Source organism: Spiroplasma endosymbiont of Polydrusus pterygomalis (assembly GCF_964030825.1).
In the GTDB taxonomy this organism is placed as follows: domain Bacteria; phylum Bacillota_I; class Bacilli_A; order Mycoplasmatales; family VBWQ01; genus Spiroplasma_E.
Genome location: NZ_OZ034964.1, coordinates 449,352 through 462,366, shown reverse-complemented (window position 1 = coordinate 462,366; position 13,015 = coordinate 449,352). Strand labels below are relative to the sequence as shown.

Sequence of the window (13,015 nt, the reverse complement as noted above, 5' to 3'; positions counted from 1 at the left end):
TTAAATGTTCAAATTTTTCTTAAAATTTATTAAATTCTCCTTTAATCTTTGCTAACTCTTTACTATCTTTGGAACTATCTCATTTACTTTCAATACCACCTGGTAATTTAATGCTTCCTGAAACACTATTTCATAAATTTTTAATAACAGGGACTGCAATTCCTACTAACATAGCACCCATTAAAAACTGAATAAAGCCACCACTAACTGCTTGACATTGTTCATCAGTCATTGGTTTTAAATTTTCTAAAGTCATTTTTATCAACCTCCTAAAAGTATTTTTATTTAAAAAATAGTTTTTTCCTCTTTTGATTTTTATGATTTTAAAAAAATATAATAGGATTTACTAAATTATATTTAAAAACTTTAATTTGTGTTGATAATTTTTCATTAAAAAAGTTAACAAGAAAATCAACAAATTTTTGTTCCATATAATGGCCAACCAAAATAACATTAATTTTTTTGTCTTTCGCCTCGATAATATAGTTTCATTTCATCTCACCAGTAATCAATAAATCAATATTACTAGGTAAATTATTAATAATATTACCACCTGCACCAGCTACTAAAGCAACAGTTACAATATCATCAGTTAATTTATTATTAACTAATTGTATATTTGTCACATTAAAATACTTTTTTATTTTCTTTATTAAATCTTGTAATGAAATTTGTTGATCAAAATTACCAGTAACTGCTAACTTTTCTTCATCAATAAAATTAATATTTTTTATTTTTAATGCTTTTGCCATTGATACATTCATACCCATTAATGATATATCAAAATTAGTATGCAATGAATATACATTAATATCTGCTTTTAATATTTTGTTATATAATTCTTTCTTTCAAGTTGAAATATTAGCTTGATTAATATCTTCAGCAAAAAGAAATGGATGATGAGAAATTATTAATTCAATATTATTATTAATAGCACTTTCAACAACATCATTTGTAATATCCAAACAAACTAAAATTTTATTAATATTACTTTTTGTTTTTGATTTAATTTGCACCCCTGAAAAATCTCATTGACAAGCATCAGATAAAGGAAAAGATTTTTCTAAAATTTTAATTATATTATCAATAGCTAACATGGTAAATTTATTCTTCTAAAGTTAATTTATACTTTCTAGCTATTTCATTAGCGTACTCAATTGTTACATAATGATATTTATTTTTTTATTTGCTAAGTTCTATTAACTCTTTCAACATTTTTAAATAATTTAAAGATAATAATATTGTACCACGTATTAATTATTGTATATACTTTTATAAATATTGAAAAAAATAATTATGTTATTAACTATCTCTAATTAGAAAATTTATAAAAAACTACTAAGATAAATTTTAAAAATGAAAAATTAAGAAATTAATTAAACAAAAGCAAAATGAAACCACTACTAATAACATTAAGTGTTTTAACACTTGCCACAACAACAGCAAATTTAAATCATATTTTACATACAAGTTTACAAAAAAAATAATATTAAAAGTATTATTAAAACTAAAACATAACAACCTACTATTTAACTTGATAAATATGGAAAAAATAAACAACTAACTGAAAAAAATTATAAATTATCAAGTTTATAGCGGCTTGCCCCTTGCTACTTCGTAGCACACCCCTAAGTGGGGTTTACACCCCACCACGGTGCCATCAACCAAGGTTCTGGTTGGCACCCACCATTAATATACGTTTATCTATAAAACTATTCAAAAATAAAACATCGCTAAAAACAGCAAATATGAATTAATTAAAGATATATTATAAAATTATGACTATTTTTAACTATTTTGGAAAAAATAAATTTTATAAAGGCAAATTTAATTCTTTTAAAGGTATATACTCAAAAAAATAACGACAATTACTATTTATTATATAGTTTAAAGTATCTTTATATTCTGGTTTCTTAAATCACTCACTCAATAAATATCAATATTCTACTTTACAATTTAATATTGACAAAAGTTTTTGTCATTGTTTTCTTTTAAAATCACAAGTTTGCAATTTTTCATCAACACTTCCAACAACATTTTGCGTTTTAATTTCAATAATAAAAAAAGTATTATTTTTATATACAAAAATACTATCATCTGGTAACAATTTTTTTGTCAAAAAAAGATTTCAATCTAAATTATGATACTTTTTTAAATAAACATAAATTGCATGTTTTTTAAAAATATTAGCGACATGTTTTCCTTTATAAAGTACTTCAAAAGCATCATTTTTATTTTTATTATGAACTCCAAACATATTTTTAATTTCATAATTTTCTTGTTTTTTAAAAAATGAACATAATTCTTTTTCGCCTTCAAAAGCAAGACCAGTTTTCGTATTTGCTCCACCAATTCCTTTTTTAACCATTATTATCCAATCTTTTTTTTGCTAAATTAAAATATTCAATATTATTCTCTATACCTATAAAATTTCTATTATACAATTTACACACCACCCCTGTTGTTCCACTACCCATAAATGGATCTAAAACAATATCATTTTCATTAGTACAAGCAATAATAATTCTTTTTAAAAGATCTAATGGTTTTTGTGAAGGATGTTTACCATAAAGTTTCTCATTTGGTTTAGGAGTAGATATTCCCCAAACACTACGCATTTGTTTATTTTCATTTTTAAAATTATCTTCTTCTCATTTAGAATACTTCATATCCTTATAATTAAAAATATGCTTAGATTTACTATTTTTTTTTGCCCATATTAATGTTTCATGACTAGCAGTAAAATTTCTACATCCAATATTAGGTGTACAATTAGGTTTATATCAAGAGATATCATTAATTATATGAAAATTTAATTCTTGTAAAATAAAACCACAAATATAAACTGAATGATAAGTACCACTAACTATTAAAGTACCATTTGATTTTAAAACTCTTTGACATTCCTTAATTCATTTTAAATGAAAATTATAATTTTCAATAAATCCCTTACTTTTATCTCATTCACCTTTATTTACAGAAATTCTTTTACCAGAATTAACACTATATCCATTATTTGATAAAAAATAAGGCGGATCAATAAAAATAAAATCAATTGATTGATTCTCTAACTTTGACATTTCAATAAAACTATCTCCCAAAATAAGATTTAATTTATTATCAATTTTATTCAAATTTAAATTATTTATTTTAAATGAACTTTCTTTATTATCTTTAACACTTTTTATTTTTTCTTTTACAATTTCCATTTATTAACACACCTAACTATTTTTTCACAATAATTTAAATAAGCCTATAAAAATTTTATTTTAAAATTAATGACTATCAATATTTTGTAAAACTTTTTCTATTTCATTTTTTGATAAATTAGACTTAGATAAAATACTTTTAGACTTACCAACTGGATTTTCCTTTTTTAAATTAGAATTTTCTTTTTGAATTCAAATAAATTCATAATTTAATATTTTATTTCCTTTTTTTTGTTTTTTTAACTCTTGCATTAAATTAGTTTTATTATTAATTTCATTAATTGCTGGGTTTATAGTTCTTCTTTCAAAATCAGCACGATTAAAATTACCCCTATAAGTATAAGCATCAACAGAAAGTCCTAATAACTCTTTTAAATCTCTCGTTGTAATATATCTTTGATTTTGATTTTTACTCTCATTAGTCCAACTACATAATCACTTATATAAGGACAAACTATATTTTGATTTTAATTTTAAAGCACTATCTAAATTTATTTTTGTATAATTTTTAACCAACTGTTCTAAATAAGGCATAAAGTTAGGATTTAAACTAACTTCAAAATAAGGTTCTTTCGGTTTTCAATAAGAAGAATAAACCACTACCCCCATTAATTCTCCACCTTGCTCATCTTTAATTTCAAAAAAAGTTTTATTAATCAAAGCACGAACCAATCTACGATAACGATTATATCTATCTTGACTCTCTAATTCTAATTTATTAAAAAACTCTAATTTGTTTAATTTAAAAACTGTTGGATTATTTCCATAAGGATTAATTTGACCAAAAATCAAATGTAAAACTTTTTGTTCTTCTAAACTAAATTTATAATAACTTCGTGCAAGTTTATTTGCATAATATACAGTTAAATCATTATATTGATTTTTAAGATTAGTGTTCATAAATAACCTCCGTATATTCTATTAATTAAACTTTAACATAAATTTAATTAGAAGTGAAAATAATTATATTTTTTAAAATAACTCATACTTCACCATTGGTCTAACTCATGCTATAAACGAATATATAATGAATATAAATATATGTTTATAATATTAAATAATTATATTGTGAAAAACATAAAAAAATAAAAATGATTAATAAATAATTAATCACTTTCATAAACTCCATAATCGGAATTAGAAATATAAACTTTATTTTTTTGATCTATAATTATTGTATTATTACTTATGAAAAGTTGATTATTAATAATATGAATACTTTTATCATTTGATAACATTTTATAAACACTACTACTAGTATCAATAATATAAATATTATTATTCTTATCCAAAGTAAAATCAGAAATGGGGGCATTATTAATAGTTTTAATTTTATTGCAAATACCTTCTCCTGCTAAACATTTATAAACTTCACATTTATCATTTGTTTTCGTTATTCCCATATAAATATTATTATTATTACTATCTAATAGTAACTTACCAAAAAGAACATTATTAATAATTTTAATTTTATTGCAAGTATCTCCTCCTGCTAAACATTTATAAACTTCAATATCTTCTCCACGAACATAATTAACATTTATACTTAAAAGAAAAATATTATTATTTTTATCAATTACAATTGATGAAATTGGTTTTGGAACCTTTGTTATTTCATGAAAATCAGTTTCATTTGCTAAACATTTATATATTCTACCACTACTAGAACCAGTATAAATATTATTATTTTTGTCAATAAAATACTTCAAATAGTTTCAACAAAAATATTTGATTTTCCTATATTAAAATCAAATATTTCTTGAAAAGTATCTTCTCCTGCTAAACATTTATAAATTTTACTACTAACTATTACATGCAATAATATTAGTACTTGTTGTTAGAGTTAAAACTGTCATGGTAAAAATACTTAATAATTTTTTCATAATTTTAATACCCCACAATCTTTCAATTATTACTTAAAAATCATTATAAAATATTTTTAATTACTAGTTTTAAACTATTATAAATAACATTCAAATAAAATAAACCTTAATTAATTAAGATATATATTAAAACATATTTTGTTGAATTACATAAAAAAATTTACTAAAATAATAACTGAAAATGCTACACCTTAATAGATTTAATATTGAAGAAATTGTGCAAATTAGATTTTACCAAAAACAAAATGGTGAAATTATAGGTGTTAAAATACCAAAGATAATTGAAAAACTACCTAATAAATTCTCAGCAAAAATAACAAGTACAAAAGATATATTTGCTGCTACAAAATCATTTAATCAAGAATTTCCATAATGAAATGTATCTAAATAAAAGAACACTATGAATTTAGCGTTGGTTCAGGAATTGATAATTGTAATAAATTACCAAATTTTTAACTTTAAATATCAATTTTAATTCATAAAATTAATACTATTTTATGAATTAAAATAATTATTATCACTATATTTACCCTTTATAAAACTCTTTAATATGTTTAGATTTAGATGGATGTTTTAATTTCCTAATTGCTTTGGCTTCAATTTGTCTAATTCTTTCTCTTGTTACAATAAATTCTTTACCAACTTCTTCTAAAGTTTTTGGAGAGTCATATTTAGTAATATGACGATGAACAACTTTATCACATAGTAATTCTGTTTTATCTAAACTAGTGTCATAGTGTAGTTGTAAATTATTAACTACTGTTTTTAATTCATTAATTTCTTTTTCATCTTCACAAAGTTCTAATAATCTTCTTAATTTTGTTGGCAAAATGCCAAAACGCATTCTAATAACTTTCTCTTCTCGTTTTGTTAATACTTCAGCAAAGACACGATCTAATTGTTCTCTTAATCAATGTCGTTCAGCGTATTCATCAGGAGATAACATATTTTTATCTTTAATAAAATCGCCAAAATGGGTATCATCTTCTTCACCAATTGGTTTTTCTAAAGATACTGGTTCAATAGCTAGTTTTTTAATTTCACGAACACGATCAGCTGTCATATTTTGACCCATTTTATTAGCAATTTCTTCATGAGTAGGATCACGACCTAATTCTTGTGTTAGGTTTCTTTCAATTCTTGTTAATTTATTAATTCTTTCAATCATATGAACAGGAACTCGAACCATTTTACCTTGATCAGCTAAACTTCGAGTAATTGATTGTCTAATTCATCAAGTGGCATATGTTGAAAACTTAAAACCACGACGATAATCAAATTTATCAACCGCCTTAATTAAACCAATATTACCTTCTTCAATTAAATCAGCAAAGTCTAAACCACGATTTAAATGTTTTCTAGCAACAGAAACTACTAATTTTAAATTCGATTTAATTAATTGTTCACGACCATATGTTTTTTCTTCTATATCTTTTGATTCTAACATTTTAGCATATTTAATTTCTTCAACTTGACTTAAAATTTGACTTGTTCCTAAAATATTAAAATAAGATTTAATGCCATCTTTTCTTCTAGTGTCATTAGAAATACCCATTGTATTTTTAAAATTTAAATCACTGACTAAAATATCAATATCTAAATCTTCAGGTAATTGCTCATCATCAATATCAATTAAACTAGCAGCATCATCAACTTCATCCATTAAAATATCAGTGAAAATTACGCCCTCTTTTTCTAACCGATCAAAAATTTCTTCAATAGCATCATCATCTAATTTTAAATGTGCTAATTCTTTAATAACATCTTCTTGTTTTAATTCTTTTGTTTGATTTTTTTCTAATTTTGCAATTAAATTATGTTCTATTTCTTCTAAAGTTAAAATTTTTTTTACTTTATTTTTTTGTTGTACAGCAGCCATATTTTTCACCTTATCCTTAATTTTCTTTATACTTATTTTTGTTTGATCTTAGTTTTCAACATTGATATTTCTTTTAAGAAAACTATTTTTTTTTCAAGTTTTTTTTCAGATTTTAACTTATCATTTATTATTTTTATTTGATAGTCAACAAGTTGATTATTTATAATTCTTAAATAATCAGCAATAATTTGTGGTTTTAAATCAAATTTTTTATTTTTATACTTATCAATAAGCTTTTGTAAAATTTTTAATAATGAATTACCTTGCAATTCTTCTAAAATTAAAGTAAAATCAATTTTTTCAATTTCATTATCTTGATATTTTTGACTAATTAAAAAATATAAATTCATGAAATCTTGATTAGGAAAAATAAATTTTTCCTTTTCTAAAAATAAATAAACATCTTTTGACAACATTACTAAAAAAAACAATTCTTCTTGTGCCTCAAGAAAAATATTTTTTACTTCTATTTTTGTTTCACTTTTATTAGAAATTATTAAATTACTATTTTTTTCACGATTTAAAATTTCACTTAAATCATCAATAGCCAAATTAGTTATTTTTGCTAACATATTTAAATAAAATTTTTTAGTAACAACATCATTGATTTTTGTTCATATTGGAATTAAAGATTTTAAAAATTCATTAAGTTCATAACTATCTTTTTGAATATCATACTTAGTTAATGATAAATTAATTGCAAACTGAAAAGGATGAATAGTTTTTTTAAAAATGTCATGAAATTGCTGTAGAAATTTATTTATTAGTTCATCAGGATCATATTTAGTATCATTATTAATGATTTGCACCTTAAAATCATTTGCTAATAATGTATTGGCAATTTTTAAAGTTGCAATTTTTCCAGGTAAATCACCATCTAAAAAAATAACAACGTTATTAGTAACTTTTTTTAAAAGGAAAATATGCTCTTTTGTTAAATTTGTTCCCATTAAAGCAACAACATTTTTAATATTTTGATTATGTAAAGCAATAACATCCATAAACCCCTCAGTTAAGTAAATGGTATCATTTTTTTTAATATATTTTTTAACATTATTAAAATTATATAAAATTTTGCTTTTCTTAAAAAAACTTGTTTCTGGACTATTAATATATTTATAACTTTTATCTTCACTATTGTAATTTCTTGCTGAAAAACCAACGCAATCTTCTTCTTCATCCTTAATAGCAAATATAATTCGATTTGAAAAAGCAGTGTGAAGTTGATCTTTATTGTTAATTTTTGCAAGACCCAATTTCACAAGTTCAATATCATCTTTATAACCTTGCGCATGAAGATAGTCTATTAACTCATTATTACTAGGTGCATAACCAATATTAAAATCTTTAATATTTTCAGCAGTAATATTACGATTGTGCAAATATTTCTTTGCCTCTTGACCAATATCAGTTAGTAATTGATAACTAAAAAAAGTCATTGCCATATTATTTAAAATTTTTAATGGATTTTTTTTACGCTCAATATTAAGTTCAGATAAATTAATATTAAAATCTTTTAAATCTAAATTAACATTATCAGCTGCTTCTCTAAGAGCATTAATAAAGTTAATATTTTTATATTTTTGTAAAAAAATAAAAACGTTTCCTTGTTCACCACAAGAAAAACATTTATAAATCTGTTTTTCTTGTGAAATTGATAATGAAGGAGTAGAATCTTCATGAAAAGGACAAACAGCTCAAAAATTATTACCTTTACGGATTAAATTTAAATATTTACCGATAACTTCGATAATATTAATTTTTGCTTTAACTTCATTAATTTTTTTATTAAACTCGATATCCATATTTATCACACAATTCTAACAAGTAATGTCTAATTTATCATATAAATATTTTTTAAGTTGATCAATTTTAACTATAACTTGCTTGGTAGTATCACGATCTCTAATAGTAACAGTACCCTTAGTTTTTGTATCATAATCAATTGTCACACAATACATAGTTCCAATACCATCTTGATAACGATAAGACTTACCAACGCTAGATGATGCTTCATAGATTACTCTTAATTGCGTTTTATTTAACATTTCAAAAATTTCATATGCTTTATCACCTAATTTTGTCTTATTTAAAGATAAAACAGCCACTTGATAAGGACAAATGTTTTTATTTAATTTTAATACTAATCGTGCTTTACCATCTTTTAAAATTTCTTTAGTAAATGCTTCACAAATTAGCGCTAATAAAAGTCTTTCAACACCAATTGATGGTTCAATGACTGCAGGAATAACCATTCGTTTTATTGTGACATTAGGATCTTGAACTGCAAAATTTACACCAGAAGTTTCACTATGTTTTAATAAATCATAAGTACCACGATTAGATATACCACAGAGTTCACTCATACCAAAAGGAAAATTATATTCAATATCAGTAGTTGCCAGTGCATAATGTGCTAACTGGTTTTGGTCATGATTTTTAAATTTTATATTTTTTGAATTTAGTAAACCTATTAACGAAAGAAATTGCTTACATTGATCAACTCAATAATTAAATCAAGTATTATCATCTTTATCTTTTGGGACAAAGAAAAATTCTAATTCCATTTGTTCAAATTCTCTAGTACGAAAAATAAAATTACTAGGAGTTATTTCATTTCTAAAACTCTTACCAATTTGACCGATACCAAAAGGTACTTTTTTATTGCAACTATTTTTTACATTATTAAAGTTGATAAATATCCCTTGTGCAGTTTCAGGTCTTAAATAAATTTTATTTTTTTCTTCTTTTAATACCCCTTGATATGTTTCAAACATTAATTGAAATTGTCTAATTTTAGTTCAATCTTCACTATTACACTTAATACATTTAATATGATTTTCATTAATATATATTTCTAATTTTTCATTAGTTCAATTGTCACACTCAATATTTGGAAAATAATAATTAATTAAATTATCAACTCGAAACCGAGATTTACATTGTTTACAATCAATTAATGGATCACTAAAATTACTTAAATGACCTGAAGCTTCTCAAACTTTAGATTTCATAATAATTGAACTATCTAAACCAACATTATATGGATTTTTTTCAACAAAAAAAACTCATCATCTTTTTTTGATATTGTTTTTAAGTAACACACCTAGTGGTCCATAATCCCAACTATTAGCAAGTCCCGAATAAATTTCTGATCCTTGAAAAATAAAACCATTTTCTTTTAAATGAGTAATTATTTCCTTCATTGATTTATCATTAATAATTTTATTAATCATTGCCCCTCCATCAATCATAAATATTTTATACTCTTCAACGATACATAACAGAAGTTTCTAAAAGAATAATCTTGTTAATAATAAGTTGATAGATACGTTTTGTCAACCTATTATCAGTGTTATCTTTAAAAAGAAAAAAGTGAATAAATTTATAAATAATTAATTTATATTTTATATTAATCTTTTTAATTATAGCATTTTTAGATAATCAATAACACGTTATCATCAATTAAAAATTAATAATCACTCATTAACAAAATAAAATGAAACAATTATATAAATATTAATTTATTATTATATTTATAACAGTGATTTTCTAAAATATTAATAATTTTATTAATTTCTACTGGTGCAACTTCTCATTTATTAATATCTTGATAATTCAATAAATGAAGTTGATATAACTTTTTAAATAAAATAATATCAAAACTATTAATGTATAATTCTAAAGAACAATTTTTACAAACAATACCACCTAAATCATATTTAACTAAATACAAGTTAATTATTTGATTACAATTAATACAGCTAGTAAAATTAAATTGAATTCCCTGAAATATTAAACTATGAAATAAGAAAAAAACATAAATTTTTTTAAAATTAGAATTTATTATTAACTGTTCATATAAATTAAATAAAAAACTAAAAATTCTTTTATCATTATAATTATCTTTTTCTAAATAATTAATCATTATCTTATTAAAACTTCTAATTAAATAATAACTCTTTTTATTTAAAACATTAAAACTCTTTACTTTTTGATATGGAACACATCAATTTTTATTAAAAATAAAAATTCAACAGTCTAAAATATTATATTTATTTAATTTAGTTTTTATTTCTGACAAAGAAACTATTTTAATTCCATATTTTGATGTTAAGATAGTAACATTATTACTTGTTTTAATGTAGTTAATATTTAAAATTAAACCTGTGTCAATATTAAACATATTTTAACTATATCCTAATTCTTTTAATCTTCTAGGATTATTTCTCCAATCTGGTATTACTTTGACAAAAGTTTTTAAGATAATATGTGAATCAAAAATACTTTCTAAATCTGCTCTAGCCCTTATACCAATTTCTTTAATCATACTACCTCCCTTACCAATAATAATTCCTTTTTGTGATTCTCGTTCAACAACAATAACAGCATTAATATTAGTAATATTAGTATTTGGATTATAATTGATATTTTCAATTAATACTGCTACACTATAAGGAATTTCTTCTTCTGTCAAATTTAATATTTTTTCACGAATAATCTCCTTAATTAAAATATTATCTGCACCATCATCATTATTTTCTAGAAAATAATTTTTTTCACCGATTGGTAAATACTCATATAATTTCTTCAATAATATATCTAAATTGATTGCTTTGACAGCAGAAATGGGAATGATTTCTTTGAAGGGTAATAAATCTTTTCACTCATTAATTTTATCGACTAGTTTTTCTTTTGTAACTAAATCAACCTTAGTTAATAATAGTAAAATAGCTGTACCTATTCTTTCAGATAATAATTTAATAATATATTTATCACCAGTTCCAATGTATTCATTACATGGTGCTAGTAAACAAATAATATTAGTTTCTTTAGTTGCACGATTAGCATTTCGATTCATCATTCGTCCAAGTTGATTATTATGCTTATGAATGCCAGGAGTATCAAAAAAAATAATTTGCATATCATCACTATTATAAATACCTTGAATTTGATTTCTAGTTGTTTGTGGTTTATTAGAAACAATTGCTTTTTTTTCTTGAAGAATAGTATTTAATAAAGTTGATTTTCCAACATTACTTCTACCAATAAAACTAACAAAACCAGATTTAAAATTATTAATCATCATTTAATTTCCTTTCAATGAATTTGGCTTAAAAGCTAAAGGTAATAAGTTTTTTACTAATACTTTACGAATAATTTTAGGATCATTATTGTCATTTTTACTACTAATATAAACAGGACATGTTTCGGGCATAGTTTCAATCATAAATTGACGACACAGGCCACATGGACTTCCAATTGTTTTACTATCGGTAATTAAAAATAAACTAACAATATCTTCTTTGGTATAACCTTGAGCAAAAACTTGTGATAATGCTACTCTTTCAGCACAAATAGATACTGCATAAGCAGCATTTTCAATATTTACTCCCAATATTTCTTTATTATTCTTTAAAGTTACTAATGCAGCAACTCTAAATAAAGAATAAGGGGCATAAGCATTTTTTTGTAATGATTTTGCCTTTTTTAATAAATCTAATAAATCTAGGTCATTTTTCATTATATCACTCCTTATTTTCTAGTAATGCCGAGAGAATTTAAGATATCATCTTGTAAATCAAACATAACTTTTTCCTCAATACTATTTTGATGATCATATCCTAAAGTATGAAGTAAACCGTGAATAAAAAGAAATGATAATTCTCTCATTAAACTATGTTGATATGTTTGTGCTTGTGCTACTGCTTTCGGATAACAAATATAAATATCACCTAAATCTCTAATATCAATATTAATGGTTGGAAAATCATCATTATTTCCAAATGATAATACATCAGGAACATAATCTTTATGACGATACAATTTATTCAATTTAAGACTAGTTTGTTCGTCATTGAAGATAACAGCAATACATCAGTTATTGTCTTGCTTTAATTTGGTAGCTACTGCATTTAAAATTTTTTCTGATAAAATATTAAAATTTTTAATATCATAGTTATCATCATTGTAAATATTTACAATATTAATTTTTGCTAACATTGATCTCCCTAACTTCTTTTTGTTTAAATTATATCAATATT

General features: G+C 22.7%; 15 protein-coding genes. 1 reads left to right on the top strand and 14 read right to left on the bottom strand.

Going from position 1 to position 13,015, the window contains the following annotated elements:
• Positions 1–19 precede the first annotated feature (19 nt).
• The 7 genes from ACQH25_RS02270 to ACQH25_RS02240 form a co-directional block, all read right to left on the bottom strand.
• Complete coding sequence (locus ACQH25_RS02270; protein WP_425381620.1) at positions 20–256, bottom strand: hypothetical protein; 237 nt, start codon at positions 254–256, stop codon at positions 20–22.
• Between the two features lie 67 nt (positions 257–323).
• Positions 324–1,097, bottom strand: coding sequence for a Nif3-like dinuclear metal center hexameric protein (locus tag ACQH25_RS02265; RefSeq protein WP_425381619.1), 774 nt, complete (start codon positions 1,095–1,097; stop codon positions 324–326).
• Positions 1,098–1,813: 716 nt separating this feature from the next.
• Positions 1,814–2,368, bottom strand: coding sequence for a hypothetical protein (locus tag ACQH25_RS02260; protein ID WP_425381618.1), 555 nt, complete (start codon positions 2,366–2,368; stop codon positions 1,814–1,816).
• Entirely contained in the window at positions 2,361–3,080 is a 720-nt protein-coding gene (locus tag ACQH25_RS02255; RefSeq protein ID WP_425381840.1) for a DNA-methyltransferase, read from the bottom strand. The genes ACQH25_RS02260 and ACQH25_RS02255 overlap by 8 nt, the downstream gene beginning before the upstream one ends.
• Positions 3,081–3,275: 195 nt before the next feature.
• Positions 3,276–4,109, bottom strand: coding sequence for a replication initiation protein (locus ACQH25_RS02250; RefSeq protein ID WP_425381617.1), 834 nt, complete (start codon positions 4,107–4,109; stop codon positions 3,276–3,278).
• A 206-nt stretch (positions 4,110–4,315) separates the two neighbouring features.
• On the bottom strand, positions 4,316–4,918 hold the full coding sequence (locus tag ACQH25_RS02245) for a hypothetical protein (protein ID WP_425381616.1): 603 nt from the start codon (positions 4,916–4,918) through the stop codon (positions 4,316–4,318).
• 93 nt (positions 4,919–5,011) lie between these two features.
• A complete protein-coding gene (locus tag ACQH25_RS02240; protein ID WP_425381839.1) occupies positions 5,012–5,092 on the bottom strand; it encodes a lipoprotein in 81 nt (26 codons plus the stop codon).
• Between the two features lie 181 nt (positions 5,093–5,273).
• Here ACQH25_RS02240 and ACQH25_RS02235 point away from each other — a divergent pair, with 181 nt between their 5' ends.
• Positions 5,274–5,465 (top strand): hypothetical protein, encoded by a 192-nt coding sequence (locus ACQH25_RS02235; RefSeq protein ID WP_425381615.1) that lies wholly within the window; start codon positions 5,274–5,276, stop codon positions 5,463–5,465.
• 153 nt (positions 5,466–5,618) lie between these two features.
• On the opposite strand, the gene ACQH25_RS02230 is transcribed toward ACQH25_RS02235, so the two are convergent.
• The 7 genes from ACQH25_RS02230 to ybeY form a co-directional block, all read right to left on the bottom strand.
• Positions 5,619–6,971 (bottom strand): sigma-70 family RNA polymerase sigma factor, encoded by a 1,353-nt coding sequence (locus ACQH25_RS02230; protein WP_425381614.1) that lies wholly within the window; start codon positions 6,969–6,971, stop codon positions 5,619–5,621.
• A 32-nt stretch (positions 6,972–7,003) separates the two neighbouring features.
• Positions 7,004–8,776 carry a DNA primase gene (gene dnaG, locus ACQH25_RS02225; protein WP_425381613.1) on the bottom strand — a complete coding sequence of 591 codons (1,773 nt, stop codon included), beginning with the start codon at positions 8,774–8,776 and terminating at the stop codon, positions 7,004–7,006.
• Positions 8,777–8,791: 15 nt separating this feature from the next.
• Positions 8,792–10,207, bottom strand: a complete 1,416-nt coding sequence (locus ACQH25_RS02220; RefSeq protein ID WP_425381612.1) for a glycine--tRNA ligase — start codon at positions 10,205–10,207, stop codon at positions 8,792–8,794.
• A gap of 272 nt (positions 10,208–10,479) precedes the next feature.
• Positions 10,480–11,157, bottom strand: a complete 678-nt coding sequence (locus ACQH25_RS02215; protein WP_425381611.1) for a DNA repair protein RecO C-terminal domain-containing protein — start codon at positions 11,155–11,157, stop codon at positions 10,480–10,482.
• 3 nt (positions 11,158–11,160) lie between these two features.
• Positions 11,161–12,060 carry a GTPase Era gene (gene era, locus ACQH25_RS02210; RefSeq protein WP_425381610.1) on the bottom strand — a complete coding sequence of 300 codons (900 nt, stop codon included), beginning with the start codon at positions 12,058–12,060 and terminating at the stop codon, positions 11,161–11,163.
• Positions 12,061–12,495 (bottom strand): cytidine deaminase, encoded by a 435-nt coding sequence (gene cdd, locus ACQH25_RS02205; protein WP_425381609.1) that lies wholly within the window; start codon positions 12,493–12,495, stop codon positions 12,061–12,063. It abuts the gene before it with no gap.
• Positions 12,496–12,506: 11 nt separating this feature from the next.
• Positions 12,507–12,974, bottom strand: coding sequence for an rRNA maturation RNase YbeY (gene ybeY, locus ACQH25_RS02200; RefSeq protein ID WP_425381608.1), 468 nt, complete (start codon positions 12,972–12,974; stop codon positions 12,507–12,509).
• Between the last annotated feature and the right edge of the window lie 41 nt (positions 12,975–13,015).